This is a genomic window from Streptomyces sp. NPDC004732, assembly GCF_040609235.1.
In the GTDB taxonomy this organism is placed as follows: domain Bacteria; phylum Actinomycetota; class Actinomycetes; order Streptomycetales; family Streptomycetaceae; genus Streptomyces.
The window spans coordinates 21,745-44,634 of sequence record NZ_JBEXJR010000014.1; the positions used below are offsets into that span (position 1 = coordinate 21,745).

The window sequence follows — 22,890 nt, forward strand, 5'->3', positions numbered from 1 at the left end:
GTGGGGGCGCCGGGATCCGTCCGGCCGTGGGCGGGGTTGGCTCAAGCGGCCGGGCGGATCAGCTCCCAGGTGTCCACTGCGTAGTCGAGGGTCATGCCGTGCCGTTCGTACAGGCCGAGTGCGCCGCTGCTGTTGTCGGTGTCGACGCCGAGGCCGATGCGGTCGCGGCCCAGCGCGGCGAAGTGCCCGAAGGCGTGGAGCAGGAGGTGGCTGCCGAGGCCTCGTCCGCGGGCGTCGGCCAGGACGCCGAGGTTGCCTATCCAGCCCGACGAGGGGCGGTTGTTGTGGGTGCGCAGCACGGCGGCGTCGCCGACCCCTTCGACGTGGGCGACCCAGATGAGTGACCAGTCGACCGGCTCGGCGTCGATGTCGTCGAGCCACTGCTCGTAGGTGCGCGGCTGGTGGTCGAAGTGGTCCGTGAAGGACTCCTGGAGCAGGGCGTGGGCGCTCCTGCGGTCCTCCTCGGCGAGGCAGGGACGCAGGACCACCCCGGACGGCGGCTTGGGCAACAGGTCCGCCTCCGCGTCGATCTGACGGATCATCACGTTGTAGCGCCGGACGGTGCGCCAGCCTCGCTCACGGAGGTGTTGCGGGTCCGTGGTGGGCTCGGTGTTGAGGTGCAGGTGCACTACGGCGCGCGCTGCTCCATTGGCCGCGGCCCGCTCCGCGGCGCGGTTCTCCAGCAGGTCGAGGAGGTGCAGGGAGCCTTCGGTCCTGCCGGGCAGGACGTAGTGGTCGACGTCGATGCGCTCGCCGCCGGACTCGTCCCACAACAGCGCGTACCCCACGAGCAGGTCGCCGTCGAAGAGCAGCCAGGAGTCCCGCGCCAGGTCCACCTCGGGATGCTTCAGATCGGCGCGGACATCGGACAGGTCGGTCTCGGCGCGGCCTATCTCCAGCAGGTCGACTTCATTGAGCAGCTCGCACACCGCGGCCGCGTCGTCGAGCGTCGCCGACCGGACGGTCAGGCCGGGGGGCGGCTTCAGGGACGTGGTCATGGGTCCACTGTCCGGGGGCGGGGGCCCCGCTCGCAACGGACTTTCCGCGCCCGCCGGGCTACCGCGCCGACGGCCGCTCCCCCGGCTCCCGGTCCCGCAGCGCGCAGACGCCCGTGAAGACGGTCGCGAGGTGGTCGGCGAGCGCGGCGAGGGCCGCGGCGGGCGGGAGGCCTTCGGGGTCCGCGTAGAGATGGGCCGTCAGACCCTCGGTGTACGCGGCGATGCGCGCCGCCTCGACGTGCTCGTCCCTGTCGGGGGCGACCTCGCCGCACTCCTTGGCGTTCACGACGGCCTGGGCGAGGTGGGCACGGGTGCGGTTGAGCGCGGCGGTCTTCAGCTCGCCGAGCCGCGGGTCGTCGGCCGCGCGCCCCGTGAAGGCGAGCGCGACGCGCCAGTCCTGTCTGCGCTCCGCGTCCAGCGGCATGCTCTCGGCGAGCGCGTCGAGGACCATGTGCTCGATCCGCGTCCCCGCGACCTCCGCGCTCCCGATGAGTGCGGTGACGCGCTGCTCGAAGCGCTCCAGGACATGCCCGTACGCGAACAGCAGCATCTCGTCCTTGCTGCGGAAGTAGTGCTGCACGAGCCCGACCGAGATCCCGGCCTCCGCGGCGGTCCTGGCGACCGTGACCGCGTTCAGGCCGTCGGCGGCGATGACCCGCCCCACCGCCGCGGCTACTTGGAGGCGGCGCTCTTCATGATCGGCGACACGAGGCATGAGTTGACCATACCGCCATACGGTAACGTCATAACCGTACGTCCATACGGTTATGGAGGCGCAATGCGAACAAGCAGGCCCAGAGCGGCCGTTGAAGGCACGAAGAGCGTCAGGAGCAGCTGGGCCCGGCGGGTGGGCGCGGTGTGCTTATCGGCCGCCGCCGTCATGGGCACGGCGGCCGCACCTCCGCCGGACACGTCCCGGGCAACCGCCCCGGTGGCGGCCCCGTCCACCGGGGCGGTTGCCCGGGACGCGCTGGACCGCATCGACGCCTACGCGGCACGGCAGCGCAAGGAGACCCGCGTGCCCGGCATGGCGCTCGCCGTCGTCGAGGGCGGCAAGGTGACCCACCGGCGCACCTGGGGCACCGACGGCGACGGCGCCCCGGTCACCCGCCGCACCCCGTTCCTCATCGGCTCCCTCGCCAAGCCGATCACGGCGACCGGAGTCCTGCACCTGGCCGAGGCGGGCGACCTGCGCCTCGACGCCCCGGTGCGCCGCTACCTTCCCTGGTTCGAGCCGGACGGACCGGGCGCCACCGGAATGACGATCCGTCATCTGCTGACCCAGACGAGCGGAATGACCGAGCGGGACGGCCTCACGCGCGCCGACCGGTTCGACAATGCACCGGGCGGCGTGGAGCGCGTGGCCCGCAGCCTGGCCCACGTCCGCACGACCACGCGGCCCGGCGAGCGCCACGCGTACAGCAACGCCAACTACATGCTGCTCGGAGCAGTGGTGGAGCAGGTCACCGGGCGGCCCTTCGCACAGTGGCTGCGGAGTTCGGTGCTGCGTCCGCTGGGCATGGACGGCGCCTTCGTGGACGCGCGCGCCGCCGAACGCCGCGGGCTCGCCCCGGGCCACCGCTACTTCTTCGACCGCCCCAGGCCGTTCCCCTCCTCCTTCGACGGCTCGGGCGTGCCCTACGGCTACATCGGCGCGGACATCGACGACCTCGGCAGGTTCGCCGCCGCCCACCTCGGCCACGGGGGTCCCGCCGCGCGCGCCGTCGTCTCACCGGACGGGCTGCGCCGGATGCACAAGGGCACCGTCCCGGTCGGCACGACCCACCGCTACGGCCTGGGCTGGCGCGACGACACCTTCAGTGAACTCGGCGAACGCATCGTGTGGCACGGCGGCGCCACCCCCGGGTACCACGGCACCGTCGTCCTCGCGCCCGGCCGCGACCTCGCCGTCGTCGTCCAGCACAACGCGTACAGCCCGCTGCGTGACGATCAGCTCAACTCGACCGCCTTCGGGGCGATGCGCATCCTGCTGGGCGGGCGGCCCGACCCTGCCCCCGCCGACCCGATGCTGATCGCCATGCCGGTCCTCGTCACCGGCACCGCCCTCGTCCTCGCCCTCACGCTGGGCTGGTCGGTGTTCCGGCTGGTGCGGCCGCGCGGCTCCCGGGTGCGGAGCGGGCGGCGGATCGTCCTCGGCGGGGCCGCCACGGCCGCGGGCTACCTGCTCCTCGCCGTCCTGGCCGTATGGGTGCTCCCCCGCCAGGTCACGGGGGTGGACCTGGCGCAGATCCTGTTGTTCGTGCCGGACACGGGGCGGGCGCTCGTCGCGGTCGCCGTGCTCGCCGCCACGCTGGCGCTGGTCCGCGGCGCCCGCACCGTCCGGGCCCTGCGTGCGCTGCGGACCCCGGCCTCGGTCACTCGTACGGACCGGACGCCCGGTGCGGGTCGGGGCGGTCCAGACGGCCGACCAGCATTTCGTACGAGCGGCGAACGACCTGACAGGCGCGGCGTGTTGCGCCGGAGTACACCGGGTCGGCCGTCAGGCCCGCCCAGTGGGTGAGGCGCTCGCGGGCGCGCGCGGCGGTCTCCGTGTCGCGGGCGTCCGCGGGCAGGCCCAGGAGTTCGTGCGGGGCGTGGCCGTACTCGCCGGTGATCCGCAGCAGGTCGGCGGCTTCGGGCGGGTCCAGGGCGACGGCGCCGCTGTAGTGGCCGCGCAGCACGGCGAGTTCGGCGAAGGCGTGCTCCGCGTGTTCCAGACGGGTGACCGCCGCGGCGGCCCGCTGCAGTGTCGCGCGGGCCCGGGGCGCCTCGCCGCCGAGGTCCGGCAGTGACTTCAAGTGCGTGACGGCGCGGGCCAGTTTGACCAGTTCGGCGCGGTGCCCGAAGTGGTCGGCGAGGAGGGTGCGGAAGTCCGCCATGCCGCTGCCCCGGTACAGCTCGGCCCGCAGCACCTCGCGGGTGTCGGCGCCCTCGCGGATCAGCCGGGCCGCCAGCACGATGCCGTAGCCGCCGAACCGGGTGTGGAGCGCGCGGCGCCTGGCCGCCCGCACCGGCACGTCCGGCATGTCGCCCCCGGCGAACTCGGCGCCGAAGTACACCCGGTCCTCCAGGTCCTGCGGTGAAAGACGGGCCAGGGCCACGAGGTCGGCGAAGTCGTCGTCGGTGCAGCTGCCCGCGGCCGCGCCGACCAGGCTCGCCAGCGGACACAGGTCGTACAGGAGCCGCCGGGCTCCCGCCGCGCCCATCAGGCGCCCGGCCACCCGGCGGCCCTCGGCGAGCGGGTCGTCGTGCGCGGGCCAGAACAGCTCCACCTTGGTGAGCGCGCCGACCGTGGTGACGGGCCCGGCGCCCGAGACGTCCGAGCCCGTGAAGTCCCGCAGCAGTTCCTCCTCCGACGAGGCGAGGCCGCGCGCGAAGACGAGTACGAGCGCGTCCGCCTTGGCGGCCTGCCCCAGCGTCGCCGCCCGCACGTCACCCTCGTCCAGGGCGAGGAACCGCAGCGTGTTCGCGGAGTCCTCGCCGAAGTGCGAGTCAAGGCCCGGGGTGTCCACCAGGTCGAAGGCGCGCAGATAGGGGTGCGGGTCGGTGATTTCCAAGTAGTCGATGCGGCGCAGCAGTGCGGCGAGTTCCGGGGTGTCCCGTGCGCGGACGGTCAGCTTCTCCAGTTCGTCGATGTCGCGGCGCTCCGGCGGCGAGCCGTCGGTGAAGTGCACGGTGAGGGTCCTGGCCGGGCCGTGGCGCAGCCAGTTGACGTTGTACGTCAGCTCCTCGATGCCCGTGGGCACGCGCTCCCCGCCCAGCAGGGCATTGGCCAGGGTGGACTTGCCTGAACTGACCCGGCCGACGAGCGCGATCCGCAGCGGTGCCGCGATCCGGGCGCGCTGCTCGGCCAGCAGGGCGCGCGCCTCGTCGAACTCCGCTGCTGAGCCCAGGAGTTCACCGGCGGCCCCGAATGCGGCCGCCGCCCGGTCACGGAGCACCGGGGCCGTCCACGCGGCCGAGGAAGTGGGCGTAGAAGTCCGGTCCGAGCGCCCGGTAGTACGGTTCGAGCCCCGGTTCGAGCAGCTTGCGCAGCAGCGCGGAGAACCGGGTCCGGCGCTCGAAGGGGGTGTGCGCGGCGAGGCTGTCGCACAGGTCGTCGTAGAGCGCGAGGAGTTCCTCCCGGGCCGCGCGGTAGTCGCCGACGGTGCCTTCGACCGCCTCGTGCGGGAAGATCCCCACCGGTTCCGCGCCGGTCGGCAGGGGCCAGGGCCGGGTGAGACGCAGGTCGACGTACTCCATGGGGCGTCCGGTGGTGCGGTCCAGGGTGACCGTCGCGAACGGCGGGAACAGTTCGGCGCCGCCGCCGCTCAGCGGCCGCATGCCGAAGAGCGGCAGCCGCAGACAGACGCGGGTGGCACCGGAGCCGGAGCCCAGCCGCAGCGGCACCGGCCAGCCGATGCCGCACTCCATGGGGGCGAGCTGCCGGAACAGCGGCATGCGGCGCAGCCGTTCGAGGAGCTCCGCGGCGGGGACGGGGGTGGGGGTGGGGGCGCCGGGCTTCGCCGGGGCCTTGGCCGCATCAGACATCGCCGCTCCCTCCCGCGGTGACCGTGAACCGGCCCGAGTCCTCCCAGGCGGTGAGGAAGTCCGCCTCGGGCACTTCGAGGCCCGCGCCGTCCGGTCGGCCGGGGTCGTTCAGGATCACCTGCGGGTCGTCGGGGTCGCTGCGGTCGAAGCCGATGACCTGGACGACGTGGTCGGCGCCCTGGCCGGGAATGCCTTGCGCGTCGGCAAGCGCCTCGCTGTCGGGGTCGTCGGACAGGATTTCGCTGGAGTCGACGGCGACCAGGACACCGTCCCCGTCGGACAGGGACGACTCCAGGTCGTCGAGGGTGTCTCCCTCGGTGCGCTCGACGGGGACGTCGTAGTACTCCAGGAGGTTGCCGACGTCCTCGATGGGCGTGCCGCCGCCCGGCCGGTACCAGCCGTTGGCCTCGGCGACGGCGACCAGTTCCTCCTCGGAGTGCTCGCCGTCGGTGAACCGGTCGAGGAGGAACTCCTGGCCCGCGATGGCGCACGTGTCGGGGGCCTCCTGCTCGTGCCACAGGTCGATGTCTTCCTGGCTGGCGTCCAGGTCCGCGGCGTCGGCGTCCGTTTCGGTGTCGGCGTCTGTTTCGGTGTCGGCGTCCGTTTCGGCGTCCAGGTCCGCATCCGGGTCCAGGTCCACATCCGGGTCGAGATCCGCATCCGGATCCAGGGTCGGATCCGTCTCCAGGTAAGGGTCCGTCTCCAGGTCCGGATCCTGGAGCAGGGGATCCTCAAAGGCACTGGTCTCCTCGGTCCCGGGTTCCAGGTCGTCGTACGAGTCCTCGAAGCTCATGTGTCCGCCCACCCACCGTCGTCGTTGCCCTGCCCGCCCTCAGGAGCGGGCGCCTGCTTCTCCACGGGACCGGCCTTCGGTTCCGCGCGCTTGGGTTCCGCGTGCTTCGGTTCGGCGCGCTTCTGCCTCGCGCGCCCGAGCGCCGCCGCCTCCGCCTTCAAGGACTCGGCCTTCTTGCGTACGTCGATGAGCGGCGCCCGCCGCTGCCGCAGCCCCGTGGTGCGCTCGGCCGCCTGGGCGCGGGTCGCCGCCCGCGCGTCGCCGATCCGGGCCAGGGACGCGCTGACGCTCTCGTGTTCCTGGCGGATCCGGCTGTCCAGCTCCGCCATGACGGCGACGATCAGTTCGTCGGTCATCTCGGCGACGGCGTCCTCGACGTGCCGCTGCTGGGTCTGCCGCAGCGGCGCCAACTCGGTCTGCAGGCTGTGGCGTTGCTGTTTCCGGTCGGAGTGCCGCGAGGTGCGGACGGCGCTGGTGAGGCTGATGCCCGCACCGACCAGCGCCCCGATGGCGGCGCCGATCACGCTGCCGGGCCCGGGGCCCGCGAAGCTGCCGATCACAAAGCCCATGCCCGCGCCCATCGACGTACCGAAGGACGTCTCACGGACGGCCCGCATCCCGCCTCCCGGGGCGCGCTCGTCGCCGAGGCGGCCCGTCACCTTCAGGGAGGGCACCGGCGGGTCGGGCAACGTGCCGACCTGCTGCTCGGCGAGTTCCAGGCCGTGCACGGCGCTGAACTCGCGCAGGATCCGCGCCGATCTGCGGCTCGCCAGGGTGTTGATGCCCGCGACGACGGCCCCGGCGTCCGTGGAGAGCTGCCCGACGAGGCGTTCGGGGGCCGCGAGGAACATGTCCCGGTAGAGGTAGTCGGTCTGGAAGGTGTTCCACACCCGGTCGACGCCTTCGCGGCCCTCGCTGCGCAGCGTGCGGCCGAGCGCGGCGAACTGCCGCCGCAGCTCCGCCCGCCAGCCCGCCTCCCCCTTCCCGAGCCCCGCGAGGCGCGTCTTCTGCAGCTCCAACTCGCCTTCCAGACGCGCGAGTTCGCTCTCCGTCTGCTGCGTGAGCACTTCGAGCTCGGTCTCCATGGGCCGCAGCAGGGCGAGCGCCGCCGCGTCGAGGTCGGCGAGGGCGCCGCCGAGCAGGAGTTTCGCGCGGCGGCGCTCCAGCGCCTGCCACAACAGGGCTTCCAGGGCGGGGAAGTTGCTGAGGGCGAGATGGCGTTCGCTGCCGGATGCGAGGTGGCGCTGCTTGGCCAGGTTCGAGACGGCCACGAGCGGCAGCTCGTCGGGGCGGCGCCCGGTGGCCTCGGCGAGCTTGGCGACGGTGTTCTCGCGGATGCCCGCGGTGTCGGTGGGCACGTCCGTCTTGGTGAGGACGAAGACGATGCCGTCGACGTCGTCGGTGACCTTGGCGGCCCCGGCTGCCTGGCGCAGGAAGACCAGCTCGCTCTCGGTCAGCGGCTGGGTGGCGTCGGCGACGAAGAGGAGGGCGTCCGCGCTCGGCAGGAAGGCGGCGGTCACGGCGGTGTGCTCGCGGTAGACGCCTCCCACGCCGGGCGTGTCCAGGACGGTCACGCCGGACGCAAGGCGCGGGTTGGGGGTCTCGATCTCCACCAGGCGGGCGCGGCGCACGTTGTGGGGGTTGCCGCCCTCGGTGGCGTAGTCCGCGATCTCGGAGCGGTCGATGGCGCGCTGTTCCAGCTCCGCGCCGGGCCCGTCCTGCTCCGCGCCGTCCAGCAGCACGGTGATCCGCTCCGGCTCGCCGTACCGCACCGTCGTCACGAGTCGGGTGGCGTACGTCGTGTCCACCGGGAAGAGGTCGGGATCCTCAAGGAGCGCGCCCAGCAGGCTGGACTTGCCGCGCTTGAACTCGCCGCAGACGACCACGGTGAGGCGGCCCTCGCTCAGCCGGTCGCGGGCCGCGCCGACACGCCGGGCGGTCTCCTCGGCGCCCTGGTCCGCCGCCGCCTTCGCCAACCCCGCGAACAGGCCGAGGACTTCGCTCCGCAGCGCCTCGTACGTACGCATGCTCTCCCCCCTTCGTACGAATGCTCCTCGTCGGCGGTCAGGGCGCCGGGTCCTCCTGGGTGAGGGCCCAGACCCGGGCCGTGCCGTCCTGGCAGGAGGTGGCGAGTCGGCGGCCGTCGCCGCTGAGGGATGCGCCGGTCAGCGCCTCGGGATGCGCGATCTCGCACAGCAGCCGGTCCGTGTCGACGGCCCTGACCTGTGCCGCCCACAGGGCGGGAGCGACCGCGAGCAGGCTCCCGTCCGCGCTGAGCGAGACCGAGTTCACTCCGCCGCCGTGGTCGAGGGTCAGGAGGCTGTTCCCCTGCGGGAGGTCCCACACGTGGACACGGCCGCTCTGCACCCCGACGGCCAGCCGTTCGCCGTCCGCGCTCAGGGACACCCCGTTCACGGCGACCCCGTACGAGATCGACCACGTCTCCGTGGCGTCCGGCACCGACCAGACACGGCAGGTGCCGTCCCGGTCCCCCGTGGCGAGCACGCTGCCGTCGGCGCTCAGGGCGAGGGCGAGCACCCAGCTCTCGTGGCGCAGGCTCGCGATGCGGCGGCGGGCCCGTACGTCCCAGACGTGGGCGACCGCGTCGTCGGAACCCGAGGCGAACCACCGCCCGTCCTCGGTCACCGCCACGGCCCGCACCCAGTCACCGTGGGTGGAGACCAGGACGGAGTCGGAGTGCCGGGCCAGCCGGGCGTCCGGGGCGCGGGTGCCCGAGCCCAGCAGGGTGCCGCCGTCCCCCACGGCCACGGTCAGCAGGGGCTCGGGGTGCCGTACGGTCGTCAGGGTCCGTCCGGTGGCCATCTCCAGCACGCATGCCGTGCCGTCGGACGCCCCGGTTGCCAGCCACTCCCCGTCCGTGCTGAGCGACGCCGCGACGACCTCGCTGTCCTTGGCGTGCCGGACCGTGCGCAGCAGCCAGCCGTCGGAGAGCCACGCGGTCGCGCCGTCGCGCTCCGGAGCCTGCTGGGCCCCGGGGGCGCCCACCGTGACCAGCCAGTCCCCCGACACGACGGTCTGGCCCACCGCCGCGTGCTGGGCGACGATCCGGCCGGGGCGGCCCTCGGCGCGCAGCTCCCACAGGCTGCCGTCGGACGGCCGGGCCAGGGCGAGCGCCTCGCCCGCCTCGTAGGCGGCGCCCGGCGCCTGGAGCCACTGCACGAGCTCCACCGTGCCTCCGGCGAACTGCCAGCTCAGCGGGCGCTCGCCGCGCGGGTGGTCCGCCGGGACGAGGTGGCGTTCACGGGCGTACGAAGCCCATCGCGCCGCGCCCTGCGCCACGGCGAGCTCGGGGTCCTCGACGGAGCGCAGCGGGCGGCCGAGCGCCTGCTGGACGAGGTCGACGACGGCGGGCATGCGGGTGGTCCCGCCGACCAGGAGCACGGCGTCGACCTGTTCCACCGTCAGTTCCGCCGCGGTGAGCAGGTTCCGGCAGCAGTCGATGGTGCGGGCCAGGAGGGGTTCGACGATCTTGACGAAGCGTTTGCGGTCGAGCTCGACGACGACGTCGGTCGACCCGAAGATGTCCTCGACGTAACTGTCCGCGCTCAGCTGGTGTTTGAGGCCGCGGGCGAAGTCGCCCAGTTCGAGGGCGTTCCTGCGGGCCGCCGTGCGCGCGCCCGCCGTCTCGGCGGCCGGACGCAGCGCGGCCGCCATCGCCTCGCCCCCGCCCCTGCGGATCTCGGCGAGCAGGAGCGCGTCGATGTCGCTGCCGCCGCAGTCCTCAAGAGCGTCGTGCCCGAGGACCTCGTGGCTGCCGCCCGCGCGCAGCCGCACGAGCGCGGCGTCGAAGGTGCCGCCGCCGAAGTCGTAGACGAGGAGGGTCTGTCCGGGGCCGACGGGCTTGCCCGCCACGGGTGCGTACGCGGCGGCGGCCGGTTCGGCGAGGAGTTCGACGGCGCCGAAGCCCGCCGCCCGGCCCGCCTCCAGCATCACCTGCCGCCGCGGGTCCGCGGGGCCGTACGCGGCGGGGACGGTGAGCACGGCCCGGTCCACCGGCCCGCCGTGCAGCCGCTCCGCCTCGTCGCGGAAGGCCGCGAGCACCCGGGCCACGAGGTCGCCCGGAGCGAAGGACCGCTCGCCGAGCGGGATCGGCGCGTCCTGCCCGATGTCCCGCTTGAACTCGCTGCGGTAGAGCTCGGGGCGCACCTTCTTGCGGTGTTCGGCCGGGGTCCCGATCAGCAGGGTGTCGTCCCGCAGGCAGACCGCCGATGGCCAGGCCCACGAGCCGGTGGCCCGCTCCTTCAGGAGCCGGGTCCCCGTGTCGGTCAGCAGCGCGGCCGAGGACGCCGACGTCCCGAAGTCGATGGCCAGGACGGGCTGTTCCATGGTCGTCTCCCCGCTCTCCGTCACTCACGGCTCCCCGTGCCGTCGCCGTCCGCCGGTCCGCCGCGCGCCGCGGGCGTCCCCCGTGCGCGTCGCGGCCGCCACCATCCGCACCCAGTCGGCGGATCCGCACGCGTCGTCGGGGACGTCCCCGATGGCCGCGGAGAGCCTGCGCAGCAGCGGGGCGGGACCGGCCCGCTCCGGGTCGACGTCGGGGTAGACCGACATGTCGGCCCACTCCTCACCTCTCACGTCCGGCCTCCCCGCGGTCCTCCGCACCCTCGTCGGGATCCGGGCCCAGCAGGACGAGCAGCGCCTGACGCGCCCGGGAGATGCGGCTCTTGACGGTGTTCAGCGGGATGCCGAGGATCTCGCCGACCTCCGCGTAGCTGCACTGCAGGCACTCGCGCAGCACGATCGCCGCGCGATACTCCGGGGGCACCCGGTCCAGGGCGGCCTGCACCGAGAGCGTCGTCACGACGCGTTCCGCGACGGCGGGCACGTCGTACGTCTCGTCCGGCATGTCGAGGCCCGCGGGCCTGGGCCGCGCGGCACGCCGCTCCACCTCGGCGAGCGCGGCGTTGACCGTGATGCGGTACAGCCAGGTGGAGAAGCGCGCGGTGCCGTGGAAGCCCACCAGGCCGCGCCAGGTGCGCGTCAGCGTCTCCTGCGCCGCGTCGGCCGCGTCCTCCGGGTTGCCGGTGACGCGCAGGCAGACGGCGTACACCTTGGCCCGGTGGCGTGCGGCGAGCTCGGCGAACGCCTCGCGGTCCCCGGCCCTGCAGCGGGCCACCAGCTCGGTGTCCGGAACCCGTTCCGCCGTGCCGTGCGCCCATCGTGCCGTGCCGTGCGTCAGATCCACGACGCATCACCCGCCCCCGAGAACGGCCGCGCGAGCCAGTTCCTGCGGAGCGCGGCCGGTTCCCACCGTAGGACCACTCCCGTGTCCGCCCCGATCGCTCGGGCCCGACCGGCGCGCAAGTGGTCCCGTCGTAGTAGGCGGCACCCGGGGCTTGCGCGTAGGCGGACCGGTACACCCGCGGGGTCCGGGAACTTTCCGGGGTCCGCGGCGATCCGAGGACGGCAGCGTCCGCTGCCGCCCACCGAGGAGGGCCGACCCGTGACCGAACCGGCCGACACCGCCGACACCGCCGACACCGCCGACACCGTCATCATCGGATTCGACCTGGGGCACGGCGAGACCGCCCTCGCCGTCGGCCGCGCGGACCTCGCCGCGCCGCCCGAGGTGCTCGACCTGCCGGGCAGCCGGGGCCGACGGCACGTCTCCGCGGTGCTCGACCACCCCTCGCGCGGCGTCCTCGTCGGGGAGAGTGCGGTCGCGGCCCGCGACGGCAGCCCGTACCTCGACTTCAGGAGCCCGGATCTCGGGCTGCCCGAAGTGGTCGCGCCCCTGCGGCTGTTCGTGGCGCGGATCGTCGAGGACGTCCTCGAAACGACGCCGCTGCGCCCGGGGCAGGAGCTGCGGTGGGTGTTCGGCATCCCCTCCGACTGGCCGCAGGAGGCCCGCGCGCAGTACGCCGGGATACTGGCGGAGCTCTGCCCCGGCTCCGTGGAGATCGTCCCCGAGTCACGGGCCGCGCTGCTGTACGCCCGTGCGTCGGGTGATGCGGCGCGGTCCGCGCACCGGGTGAGCGGCCCGGTCCTGATCGTGGACAACGGAGCGTCGGCACAGGACTTCACCTACGTCTCGGAGCACGGCGGCCGCCCCGTCGACCACGGCGACATCAGGCTCGGCGCCGCGCTGATCGAGAAGGAGATCTACCACCGCCTCGTGCTCCGCAGCCCGCAGCGGCGCCTCCTGGAGAAGATCCTCGTGGTCTCCCCCGCCCAGGCACGCCACCTCGAACTCCTGTGCCGCAAGGCCAAGGAGGAGTTTTTCCGCGCGGACCAGGAGCGCATCGCGGCGAACCCGAAGGAGCGCATCGGGGTGATGGACACCGTCGAGGCGGACGACGGCGAGGAGGTCATGGTCGACATCCGCCTCTCGTACGCGGACATGCGGGAGGTCCTCGACTCCCCGCGCACGGAGCTCGGCGGGCTGTCCTGGCGGGACGCCTTCCGGCAGAACCTGGCCGCGGCCCTCGGCAGCCTGCCGGGCCACGCCGCTCTGGTGCTCCTGACCGGCGGCCCCTCGCGCATGGGCTTCCTGGGCGAGATCGCCCGTGAGCTCGTCGGCGACCCGGACCGGGTGGTCGTCGGCGGCGAGCCGGAGTTCGCCGTCGCCCGGGGACTGGCCCTGGCGGGCCGCGCCGCGGTGCGCACCGCGGGGTTCCGCGAGGGGATCTCGGAGCTGCTGCGCGGCGAGGCGGTCGAGGAGACCGCACGGGAGCGCCTGCCCGGGCTCACGCTGGCGCTCGGCTCAGCGGTGGCCGACGGGATGACGGAGCGTCATGTGATTCCGGCCTTCGACCGCTGGCGCAAGGGCGAATTCGTGACGCTGCAGGACATGGCGGAGCAGGTCGCCGCGGATGTCCACGCGGAGCTCATGGACCCCGCGGACCCACGGCTGAAGCAGGCCGTCGCCGACTGGCAGAACGGCATCGCTCCCGAACTGGAGGAACTGATCACGCCGTTGGCGGAGCGGTGGCGGCTGCCCGCACATGCCCTGCGGCTCCCCGAGGTCACCGTCACCGACGCGGGTGAGTTCGCCGTCCGGGCGGGCTCGGGCACGGCGGCCGACAGCGTGGCGAACGTGGCGCGCGTGGTGAGCGTCGCCGTCGCGACCGTCGTGACGACGGTGCTCCTCGGCACGGGCACCGCGCTCATCGCCACGACCGGCCCGTTCGCCGTCCTGTGGGGGCTCGCCGCGGGCAAGGGCGAGGCGATGCGCCGGATGCGTACCGCCGACATCCCGATGTGGGTGCGGCGCGCCAAATCGGAGGCCTCGCTCGCGGCGAAGCTGCGCGGGAAGGCCGCGTCGGCGGAGGCGGAGCTGGCGCAGCAGATGGCGGACCAGTTCCTGACGGAGGGCGGCGACACGCTGGTGCACGACGTCTCCGCGGCCGTCGCCGCGGAGTTGACCGCGCTCGCCGACGAGGCGGCGCTGCAGATCTCCTGACCCCGACAGGGCTCAGGCCAGCACCGCCCGCACCGTCTTGCCGCCGCGGTGTGCGCCCACGACCTCCAGGCGACGGGTCAGATGCCTGACCATCGCCAGGCCGCGCCCGCTCTCCTTGTCCGTGCTGTCCATCCTGTGCTTCTGGAACCGGGGGCGCTCGGGACTGGCGTCGGTGACCTCGACCGTCACCCGGCCACCGGACACCACCACGCGCAGCCTGCAGCCGCCGTCTCCGTGCCGCAGCGCGTTGGACACGAGCTCGGAGACGATCAGCGCGGCGTCGTCCACCCGCTCGGCGTCCACCTCCGTCTTGCGGCGCCGGGACCCCGCGAGAAAACCCGAGGCCAGCTTCCGCGCGCGGCCCGCCGACGCGGGCTCCTGCGGCAGCGCGTACTCCACCCGTTCCGTGGGCCGATGGGCGCGCTGTTGCGCACGCATGGCAGCTCACTCCCCTCCCTGAGACGGACCGGTGTCCACCCGCGAACAACGTCGCCACCGGGGTCGCTCCACATCCGGTGCGACCTGTCCTGCCCCACGGTGATGCCCTCGCGGGAAGATCCCCAATCCGCCCGTTTCCGCTTCCCCGGCGATGCGTCGGTTCAGCCGCCATCCATTGACCTTGACATCAGCTTCAAACCAGACTGAGCGGCCATCGATCCGCCCTGCCGGGAAAGGCTGCCCATGAATCCGACGCCCCGCCCCTTCAAGGACTACCAGGACGAGATCTACCTCGACGGTCTGCGCGGCGTCGTCCCCAAGTACCCCATGAAGTACGCGGAATTGGAGGCGCGCGCGCATGCCGCGATGCCGCCCTCGGTCGTCTCGTACGTCGCCGGGGGCGCGGGCGACGAACGTACGCAGGACGCCAACGTCACCGCGTTCGACCGCTGGGGGCTGATCCCGCGGATGTTCGTGGGAGCCGCGGAGCGCGATCTCTCCGTCGACCTGTTCGGCATGAGGCTGCCCTCTCCCCTGTTCATGGCACCCATCGGGGTCCTGGGCATCTGCACGCAGGACGGGCACGGCGATCTCGCGACCGCGCGGGCGGCCGCGCGGACCGGGGTGCCGATGATCGCCTCCACCCTGTCCGCCGACCCGATGGAGGAGGTCGCCGCCGAGCTCGGCGGGACGCCCGGCTTCTTCCAGCTGTACACGCCGACCGACCGTGCGCTCGCCGAGAGCCTGGTGCGCCGGGCGGAGAAGTCCGGGTTCAAGGCGATCGTCGTCACCATGGACACCTGGATCACCGGGTGGCGCCCGCGGGACCTGGGCACCTCCAACTTCCCCCAGCTGCGCGGGCACTGCCTGGCCAACTACACGAGCGACCCGGTCTTCCGCGCCCAGCTGCCCGCCGAGCCCGAGCAGGACATGCAGTCCGCGGTCCTCAAGTGGGTGCAGGTCTTCGGCAATCCGCTCACCTGGGACGACCTGCCGTGGCTGCGTTCCCTGACGTCCCTGCCCCTCGTCGTGAAGGGCCTGTGCCACCCGGAGGACGTGCGCCGGGCCAGGGACGGCGGGGTGGACGGCATCTACTGCTCCAACCACGGCGGGCGCCAGGCCAACGGCGGGCTGCCCGCGCTCGACGTGCTGCCCGCGGTCGTCGAGGCCGCCGGCGGGCTGCCGGTCCTCTTCGATTCGGGGGTGCGCAGCGGCGCGGACATCGTCAAGGCCGTCGCCCTCGGCGCGACCGCCGTCGGGGTGGGCCGCCCGTATGCCTACGGGCTCGGCATCGGCGGGGCCGACGGGGTCACGCACGTGCTGCGCTCGCTCCTCGCCGAGGCCGACCTCCTCATGGCCGTCGACGGCTATCCGACCCTCGCGGATCTCACTCCGGAGGCGCTCCAGCACGTGCGGTGACCGGCCGCAGAGACGGCTCAGTGGACACTCGTACGTTTCGTGTGAGACATTGATGTCTCATTCGAAACTGAGGTGTTACTCCACATGACCCCGCAGCGTGATCCACGGCGCTGGGCCGTCCTCGCGATCCTCTCCGGCAGTCTCCTGCTGATCGCCATGGACACCACGATCCTGAACGTCGCCTTCCCCTCCCTGGTCTCCGATCTGCGTCCCAGCGCCGTGCAGCAGCTGTGGATCATCGACATCTACGCCCTCGTGCTGTCCGGACTCCTCGTGACCGCGGGTGCCCTCGGTGACCGCTGGGGCCGCAAGCGGCTGCTCCTGATCGGCTTCGGCGTCTTCGCCTTCGCCTCGCTGCTCGCCGTCTTCGCGACCGCCGCCTGGCAGGTCATCGCCGCCCGGGCGCTGCTCGGCGCCGGTGGCGCGGCGATCATGCCCGCCACCCTGTCCATCCTGCGGAGGGTCTTCACCGACGCCCGCGAGCGCGCCCTCGCCTATGCGGTGTGGTCGGCCGTCTTCGGTGGCGGCATGGCGCTCGGTCCGGTCATCGGCGGCCTGCTGGTCGAGCACAACGGCTGGCAGTCCGCGTTCCTGATCAACATCCCCGTGGCGCTGGTGATCATCGCGCTCGGTCTGTGGATCCTGCCCGAGTCCCACCAGCCCCGCGAGGGCCGCTGGGACTGGTGGGGCGTCGGACAGTCCGTCGTCGGCATGCTCGCCCTCGCGGGCGGCATCAAGCAGCTCGGCAAGGGCGGCCCCGCCGACCCCGCCGCATGGGCGCTCCTGGTCGTCGCCGCGGTGACCCTCACGGTCTTCGTACGCCGCCAGCTGCGCCTGGACCACCCGCTGCTGCAGGTGCGCCTCTTCGTGTCCCGTCCCTTCGCCATCGCCGCGGCCTCGATCTTCCTCGGCATGATCGCGCTGGGCTCGGCGCTGTTCCTGATCACCCAGTGGTTCCAGTACGGACAGGGCTACTCCCCGCTGGAGGCGGGCGTCCGGCTGCTGCCCGCGCCGCTCGGCCTGGTCCTCACCTCGCTGGTCACCCCCGCGCTGATGCACCGGCTGCCGATCCGCCACGTCATGGGCGGCGGTCTGCTGATGATGACGGCGGGGCTCGCCCTGCCGTGGCTGCTCCAGCTGTCGGGTCCGCTCGGCTACGGCGAGGTCGCCGTCTCGCTCGCGGTGCTCGGCTGCGGCGTCGGCATCGCGACGACCGCCGCGTCCGTGACGCTGATGGCCGCCACCCCGGCCGAGGACGTCAGCGGCGCCGCGGCGGTCGAGGAGACCTGTTACGAACTCGGCGCCGCGATGGGCGTGGCCGTGCTCGGCAGCATCGCCACCGCGCTGTACCGCGTGAACCTGCCGGACCTCGGTCTCGCGGCCGACACCACGGCGTCCGTGCGCGACTCGATCGGCGAGGCGGCGCGGGTGGCCTCCGAGCTCACCGGCCCGGCCGGTGCCGAGCTGCTGACGCGGGCGGGCAGCGCGTTCACCTCCGGGATGACGCCGACGTTCCTGATGGCGGCCGCGCTGCCGCTGGCCGCCGCGGCGCTCACCTGGGCGAAGATCCCCAAGGGCCTGCGCCCGACGGAGGACGCGCACTGACGTAGGACGTGCACCGAGCGGTGCATCGTGTCACAGGCGTCGCAACTGGCAACAACAGTCCCTCACTTCACGCCTATCATCTGTTCGGCCCCGGATCCCGCACTGGAGCGGACCCGGGGCCGACACATGCTCGTCAGTGAGAGGACAACGGGGAATTGAGTTCCATACGTAAGCGCGGCGCGCGCAAGCGCCGCATGGCGATGGCCGGTGTGGGCGCCGCTGCGGCCATCGTGGCGGGGGTCCAGCTGTCGCCCGTCGCGTTCGGCACCGGCGGCGGCGACGAGAAGCCGACGGCGGCCCACCCGGCCGCCGAGGCGGCGGACTTCGGCGCCACCCGCTCGGACGGCACGTCGTTCGAGGACGGCGTCATGTCGTTCAAGTCGGCACCCGCGGCGCGCTCGGCAGCGCCGTCGGCCTCCTCGGGGCGTGCCGCGGCCGCTGCCCCGCACGGCACGGGCTGGAATTCGGGCGGCGCGTCCAAGTACCTCGCCACCGGCTACACCATCAAGTTCTACGACAAGAAGTCCGCCGACTGGCTCGCGCCCTACGTGAAGAAGTCCGCCGCGGAGCTCCAGCGCGTCACGACGCTCCCCATCAGTGTCGATACGCAGCCGGTGGGCTGGGACTACGTCCGGCCCAAGGGCGAGATCGTCGTCGGCGTCCTGCACCGGCCCTGTGTGCCCCCGTCCGACGGCGGCTCCACGGGCTGGAAGGTGGTCCGCGACGGGTCCGGCAGCAAGAGCCTGAGCTGCGGCTTCTACGCCTCGTCCGTCGCCGACACGGTGACCAGCGGGCACGCGTACATCGACGACGAGTTCCTCACCGCGAGCGGGAAGCCCGCCCCGTCCATGGGCGAGACCTACTTCCGCAACCACATCAGCCACGAGCTCGGGCACACGATGGGCCTCGGGCACGCCAACCGCAGCGCGACCCGCGGCGACTGCGTCAAGGGGTCGGACTCCGGCCAGTTCCCGGTGATGTGCACGCCCACCACCGCGTACCAGGACAAGCGCGCGGGCACCTACGTCCAGCAGTACGACATGCAGGGCCTGCGTTACCTGGCCCGCGGCGGCGGCGCCGCGCTGCCCCCGCAGGGCAAGGTGACCGGCATCGGCAGCAAGTGCCTGGACACCAAGGGCGGCAAGGCGGCCAACGGCACCCAGATCCAGATCTACACCTGCAACAAGGGTGCCGGGCAGTCCTGGATCCTCCAGAAGGACGGCTCGATCCGCGCCCTGGGCAAGTGCCTGGACAACTACCGCAACGCGAGCACCAACGGCAACAAGATCTCCCTCTCGGACTGCACCGGCGGCGCCTCCCAGCGCTGGAAGGTCAACGCCAAGGGCCAGATCGTGCACGTCGCCTCCGGCAAGGTCCTCGATGTGACGGGCGGCTCCACCGCCAACAGCACCAAGGTCCAGCTGTCCACGGCGAACACGTACAAGCGCCAGGTCTGGGTCACGCCCAAGTAGCGCGCCGGGGTGGGCGGGCGCGTCCGCGGGAGCAGCCGAAGCGGCTACAGTCACCTGCGATCAACCCCGCCCACCTGGGAGAACCTCGGACCATGGCCGTCGACGAACTCGACACCCGCATCCTCCGGCTGCTCCTCGAACAGCCCCGCACCAGCCTGCGCGAGTACGCCCGCGTCCTCGGCATCGCCCGGGGCACCCTGCAGGCCAGGCTCGACCGCATGGAGCGGGACGGCGTGATCACCGGCACGGGCCCCTTCCTCTCCCCCGCCGCGCTCGGCCACCCCGTGCTCGCCTTCGTCCACATCGAGGTCACCCAGGGGCACCTGGACGAGGTGGGCGACGCGCTCGCCGCCGTGCCGGAGATCATCGAGGCGCACTCGATCACGGGCGGCGGCGATCTGCTGACCCGGGTCGCGGCCCGCGACAACGGGCACCTGGAGGACGTCATCCAGCAGCTGATCAACCTGCCGGGCGTGGTGCGCACCCGGACGGAGATGGCGCTGCGGGAGCGGGTGCCGCACCGGCTGCTCCCGCTGGTCGAATCGGTCGGCAGGTCGGCCACCGGGCAGGTTTGACCAGGCGGTTTGGCATGCTGGAGGTCATGAGCACCTTCGGCAGGACCTCGGTCGTCTTCGACCTCGACGGCACTCTCGTGGACAGCGAGCCCAATTACTACGAAGCCTCGCGGGCCCTGCTCGCCGAGCGCACGGGCCGGGAGTACACCTGGGTCGACAACGAGCAGTACGTCGGCATCAGCTCCCACGAGACGCTCGCCCTCTGGCAGCGGGAGTACGGGATCGCGGCATCGGTGGCCGACCTGCTCGCCGACCTCGACCGCCGCTATCTGGCGCTGGCCCGCGCCGACACGCCGGTCTACCCGGAGATGCGCAAGCTCGTCGAGCAGCTGCACGACGCGGGGGTGCCGATGGCCGTGGCGTCCGGCTCCTCGCGCGCGGCCATCGAGGCGATCCTGGCCGGTACGGGCCTGGACGCCCGGCTGACCACGTTCGTCTCCGCCGAGGAGGTCCCGCGCGGCAAGCCTGCGCCGGACGTGTTCCTGGCGGCGGCCGCGCTGCTCGGCGCGGAACCCGCGGACTGCGTGGTCTTCGAGGACGCGGCGCCGGGGGCCGCTGCGGCGCACGCGGCGGGCATGCGCTGCGTCGCGGTCCCCTACGTCGCCGCCCACGCGGACGACCCGGCCTTCGCCGCCGCGGAGCTGCTGTTCCGGGGCGGCCAGCACGAGTTCACGGCGCAGGCGGCGCTGGACGTGCTGGCGGCGGGCCGGGAGTGAGAGCGGCGCCTCACACCAGCTCGGGCTGCGGTTCCGGCTTCTGTGCGGGTACGGGCTTCGGCTCCCAGAGCCGGGTGGTCCACAGGTAGCCCTGGATCACCGAGGCCATCGCCAGGATGAGCAGCGGTCCGGCCAGCCACGGGTACTCGGCCATCTGCATCGGCAGGTAGCGGTACGACACCAGGAGCGCGGCGAAGACGCCCGTGCCGTAGGCGACCAGCCGGATGCCCGCCCGGTCCCAGCCGCGGTCGAAGGAGCGCAGGGCCGCGTCGATGGTGAACGCGAACACGACACCGGCGATGAGGTCCGCGCCGTAGTGGTAGCCGAAGCCCAGGGTGGCGCCGAGCGTGGCGACCAGCCAGAAGGTGCCCGCGTAACGCAGCAGGCGCGGGCCCTTGCGGGAGTGGATGAAGATCGCGGTGGCCCATGCCGTGTGCAGGCTCGGCATGCAGTTGCGCGGGGTGATCCCGTCGTACGGCATCGCGTGCGGGGTGCTGATCGTGGGTGCCGTGTGCGGCCACAGGTCGGCGAGGGCCCACTGTCCGCCGCCGGTGCCGAACGCGCCGTCCCCGTAGGCGAAGATCGGCCCGACCACCGGGAAGATCATGTAGATGGCGGGTCCGACCAGGCCGATCACCAGGAAGGTGCGCACCAGGTAGTGGCCGGGGAAGCGGCCGTCCCTCGCGACGTTGCGCAGCTGGTACAGCGAGACGCAGACCGCGGCCACCGCGAGCTGGATGTAGACCCAGTCCAGGACGTGCGAGCCGACCGGGCCCGTGGCCTCGACCATCCGGCCCACCAGCCACGACGGGTTGCCCAGCGCGTGGTCGGCGACGGCCACGTACGGATCGAGCACCGTCGGGCGGGTCTTCGACGTGATGAGCAGCCAGGCGTCACCGGTCTTGCGACCCGCCACGAGGAGCAGGCCGAGCCCGACACCCTTCAGGAGCAGCACCCGTTCCGGGCCGCTGCGGCGCGTGACGGCGATGACCCCACAGCCCAGGATCACCCACAGCGCACCGTTGCCGAACATCTGGTCGGCGCCGACCGCCCACCGCACCAGGAAGAAGACGACGTCGATACCGACCGCGACACCGAAGGCGATGAGCCGCTGCCGCCAGGTGAGCACCACCATCATCAGCGCCATGCTGGCGTACAGCAGCGGCCCCGACTTCGGCGCGAAGACGACCTCGCTCGCCTGGTTGGAGATCGGCCCCGGCAGACCGTAGTGCCGCGAGGCGATCTCCAGCGCGATGAGGAACCCGAGGGTCACCAGACCCGCCGCGGCCCACAGGATCACCCGGGGGCTGCGCAGCGCCGAGATCAGCTGTGTGCGGTCTTTGTGCGGAGATATCCGCGGTGCTTTAGATATCAATAGTCTGGCCGTTTGTTAGGTGCGTGGGCTGAAATAGCTCACTCTCGCCGGGGCCGGATCATGCTATCCGAGCCCGGCGCCGGTCAGGCGGCTCCGGCCACTCGCTCGGGGGTGAGCAGCTCCGCGAGGCGTTCCGCGGGCAACAGACCCTTCTCAAGAACAAGTTCGGCGACGCCCCGGCCGGTGCTCAGCGCCTCCTGGGCGATCTCCGTGGCCGCGGTGTATCCGATGTGCGGGTTGAGCGCGGTGACCAGGCCGATGGAGGTCTCCACCGAGGCGCGCAGCACCTCCGTGTTGGCGGTGATGCCCGTCACGCACCGCTCGGCGAGCGTCAGGCAGGCCGCGCGCAGCGAGGTGATGCTCTTCGCGAGCGAGTGCAGGATGACCGGCTCGAAGGCGTTGAGCTGGAGCTGGCCCGCCTCGGCGGCCATGGTGATGGTGACGTCGTTGCCGATCACCTCGAAGGCGACCTGGTTGACGACCTCGGGGATCACCGGGTTGACCTTGCCCGGCATGATGCTCGACCCGGCCTGCACCGGCGGCAGATTGATCTCGTTGAACCCCGCGCGCGGGCCCGACGAGAGGAGCCGCAGGTCGTTGCAGCTCTTGGAGAGCTTGACCGCGATGCGCTTCAGGACGCCGGACAGGTGCACGAAGGCGCCGCAGTCCTGCGTCGCCTCGACCAGATTGGCGGCGGTCACCAGCGGCATGCCGGTGATCTCGGCGAGGTGCCGGCGGGCGGTCTCGGCGTACCCGGCGGGTGCGTTGAGGCCCGTGCCGATGGCGGTGGCGCCGAGGTTGATCTCGTGGATGAGCTCGACGGCCTCGGCCAGCCGCGCGCGGTCCTCGTCGATCATCACGGCGTAGGCGGAGAACTCCTGGCCGAGGGTCATCGGCACCGCGTCCTGGAGCTGGGTGCGCCCCATCTTCAGTACGTCGCGGAACTCGAGTGCCTTCGCCGCGAACGCGTCCTGCACCACCGACATCGCGCGCAGCAGCCCGTGCACGGCGCTGACCGTCGCGACCTTCACCGCGGTCGGATAGACGTCGTTGGTGGACTGGCTGAGGTTGACGTCCTCGTTCGGGTGCAGGTGTTCGTACGCGCCCTTGGGGTGCCCGAGGAGTTCGAGGGCGCGGTTCGCGACGACCTCGTTGGCGTTCATGTTGGTGGAGGTGCCCGCGCCGCCCTGGATGACGTCGACGACGAACTGGTCGTGCAGCCGCCCCGCGCGGATCTCCCGGCAGGCCGCCGCGATGGCGTCGGCCTTGGCCGCGGGGAGCAGTCCCAGCTCCTCGTTGGCGCGGGCCGCGGCCTCCTTGACGGCGGCGAGCGCGTCGATGAGCTGCGGGTACACGGAGATCGGGATGCCCGTGATGGGGAAGTTCTCCGTGGCGCGCAGGGAGTGGATGCCCCAGTACGCGTCGGCGGGGACGTCACGGTCGCCGAGCAGGTCGTGCTCGCGACGGAGGGCAGGGGTGGGGGCGGGGGTGGTGCTCATGGTGTGTGCGTGTTCTCTTCCGGGCGCGGAGGCGCCCTGTGCTTGCT

At 72.8% G+C, this 22,890-nt stretch carries 18 protein-coding genes and 1 pseudogene; 7 read left to right on the forward strand and 12 right to left on the reverse strand.

Annotation, left to right across the window (positions count from 1 at the left end; genetic code table 11):
• Nucleotides 1-41: 41 nt before the first annotated feature.
• Nucleotides 42-998 carry a GNAT family N-acetyltransferase gene (locus ABZV77_RS34195; protein ID WP_356265606.1) on the reverse strand — a complete coding sequence of 319 codons (957 nt, stop codon included), beginning with the start codon at nt 996-998 and terminating at the stop codon, nt 42-44.
• Nucleotides 999-1,056: 58 nt separating this feature from the next.
• On the reverse strand, nt 1,057-1,713 hold the full coding sequence (locus ABZV77_RS34200) for a TetR/AcrR family transcriptional regulator (protein WP_356265609.1): 657 nt from the start codon (nt 1,711-1,713) through the stop codon (nt 1,057-1,059).
• Between the two features lie 63 nt (nt 1,714-1,776).
• Here ABZV77_RS34200 and ABZV77_RS34205 point away from each other — a divergent pair, with 63 nt between their 5' ends.
• Entirely contained in the window at nt 1,777-3,519 is a 1,743-nt protein-coding gene (locus ABZV77_RS34205) for a serine hydrolase domain-containing protein (RefSeq protein WP_356265612.1), read from the forward strand.
• Between the two features lie 862 nt (nt 3,520-4,381).
• Here ABZV77_RS34205 and ABZV77_RS34210 read toward each other — a convergent pair.
• The 7 genes and pseudogenes from ABZV77_RS34210 to ABZV77_RS34240 form a co-directional block, all read right to left on the reverse strand.
• Nucleotides 4,382-4,939: pseudogene (locus ABZV77_RS34210) on the reverse strand (dynamin family protein); the annotation flags it as partial.
• Nucleotides 4,929-5,528 (reverse strand): hypothetical protein, encoded by a 600-nt coding sequence (locus ABZV77_RS34215; RefSeq protein WP_356265615.1) that lies wholly within the window; start codon nt 5,526-5,528, stop codon nt 4,929-4,931. The pseudogene ABZV77_RS34210 and the gene ABZV77_RS34215, both read right to left, overlap by 11 nt.
• Nucleotides 5,521-6,321, reverse strand: a complete 801-nt coding sequence (locus ABZV77_RS34220) for a hypothetical protein (protein WP_356265618.1) — start codon at nt 6,319-6,321, stop codon at nt 5,521-5,523. The genes ABZV77_RS34215 and ABZV77_RS34220 overlap by 8 nt, the downstream gene beginning before the upstream one ends.
• A complete protein-coding gene (locus ABZV77_RS34225) occupies nt 6,318-8,348 on the reverse strand; it encodes a dynamin family protein (RefSeq protein ID WP_356265621.1) in 2,031 nt (676 codons plus the stop codon). Before ABZV77_RS34225 ends, ABZV77_RS34220 begins: the two co-directional genes overlap by 4 nt.
• 37 nt (nt 8,349-8,385) lie before the next feature.
• Nucleotides 8,386-10,668 carry an Hsp70 family protein gene (locus ABZV77_RS34230; RefSeq protein WP_356265624.1) on the reverse strand — a complete coding sequence of 761 codons (2,283 nt, stop codon included), beginning with the start codon at nt 10,666-10,668 and terminating at the stop codon, nt 8,386-8,388.
• A 24-nt stretch (nt 10,669-10,692) separates the two neighbouring features.
• A complete protein-coding gene (locus ABZV77_RS34235; RefSeq protein WP_356265627.1) occupies nt 10,693-10,893 on the reverse strand; it encodes a hypothetical protein in 201 nt (66 codons plus the stop codon).
• A gap of 13 nt (nt 10,894-10,906) precedes the next feature.
• A complete protein-coding gene (locus ABZV77_RS34240; protein ID WP_356265630.1) occupies nt 10,907-11,527 on the reverse strand; it encodes a sigma-70 family RNA polymerase sigma factor in 621 nt (206 codons plus the stop codon).
• Between the two features lie 258 nt (nt 11,528-11,785).
• Here ABZV77_RS34240 and ABZV77_RS34245 point away from each other — a divergent pair, with 258 nt between their 5' ends.
• Nucleotides 11,786-13,744, forward strand: a complete 1,959-nt coding sequence (locus ABZV77_RS34245) for a hypothetical protein (RefSeq protein ID WP_356265633.1) — start codon at nt 11,786-11,788, stop codon at nt 13,742-13,744.
• A 12-nt stretch (nt 13,745-13,756) separates the two neighbouring features.
• Here ABZV77_RS34245 and ABZV77_RS34250 read toward each other — a convergent pair whose 3' ends face one another.
• Nucleotides 13,757-14,182: an ATP-binding protein gene (locus ABZV77_RS34250; RefSeq protein ID WP_356265636.1), complete on the reverse strand. Its 426-nt coding sequence runs from the start codon at nt 14,180-14,182 to the stop codon at nt 13,757-13,759.
• 243 nt (nt 14,183-14,425) lie between these two features.
• Here ABZV77_RS34250 and ABZV77_RS34255 point away from each other — a divergent pair, with 243 nt between their 5' ends.
• The 5 genes from ABZV77_RS34255 (at nt 14,426) to ABZV77_RS34275 (ending at nt 19,969) form a co-directional block, all read left to right on the forward strand.
• Nucleotides 14,426-15,601, forward strand: coding sequence for an alpha-hydroxy-acid oxidizing protein (locus ABZV77_RS34255; protein WP_356265639.1), 1,176 nt, complete (start codon nt 14,426-14,428; stop codon nt 15,599-15,601).
• Between the two features lie 84 nt (nt 15,602-15,685).
• Nucleotides 15,686-17,206, forward strand: a complete 1,521-nt coding sequence (locus tag ABZV77_RS34260; RefSeq protein WP_356265642.1) for an MFS transporter — start codon at nt 15,686-15,688, stop codon at nt 17,204-17,206.
• 155 nt (nt 17,207-17,361) lie between these two features.
• Complete coding sequence (locus tag ABZV77_RS34265; protein WP_356265645.1) at nt 17,362-18,678, forward strand: ricin-type beta-trefoil lectin domain protein; 1,317 nt, start codon at nt 17,362-17,364, stop codon at nt 18,676-18,678.
• A 92-nt stretch (nt 18,679-18,770) separates the two neighbouring features.
• Nucleotides 18,771-19,253 carry an Lrp/AsnC family transcriptional regulator gene (locus ABZV77_RS34270; protein ID WP_356265648.1) on the forward strand — a complete coding sequence of 161 codons (483 nt, stop codon included), beginning with the start codon at nt 18,771-18,773 and terminating at the stop codon, nt 19,251-19,253.
• Nucleotides 19,254-19,279: 26 nt separating this feature from the next.
• Nucleotides 19,280-19,969 (forward strand): HAD family phosphatase, encoded by a 690-nt coding sequence (locus tag ABZV77_RS34275; RefSeq protein ID WP_356265651.1) that lies wholly within the window; start codon nt 19,280-19,282, stop codon nt 19,967-19,969.
• 10 nt (nt 19,970-19,979) lie between these two features.
• Here ABZV77_RS34275 and ABZV77_RS34280 read toward each other — a convergent pair whose 3' ends face one another.
• Together ABZV77_RS34280 and aspA are read right to left on the reverse strand one after the other, a co-directional pair.
• Nucleotides 19,980-21,266 carry a phosphatase PAP2 family protein gene (locus ABZV77_RS34280; RefSeq protein WP_356265984.1) on the reverse strand — a complete coding sequence of 429 codons (1,287 nt, stop codon included), beginning with the start codon at nt 21,264-21,266 and terminating at the stop codon, nt 19,980-19,982.
• A 161-nt stretch (nt 21,267-21,427) separates the two neighbouring features.
• The gene (aspA, locus tag ABZV77_RS34285) at nt 21,428-22,843 is read right to left on the reverse strand and encodes an aspartate ammonia-lyase (RefSeq protein WP_356265653.1); all 1,416 of its coding nucleotides are present in this window, start codon (nt 22,841-22,843) and stop codon (nt 21,428-21,430) included.
• Nucleotides 22,844-22,890 lie beyond the last annotated feature (47 nt).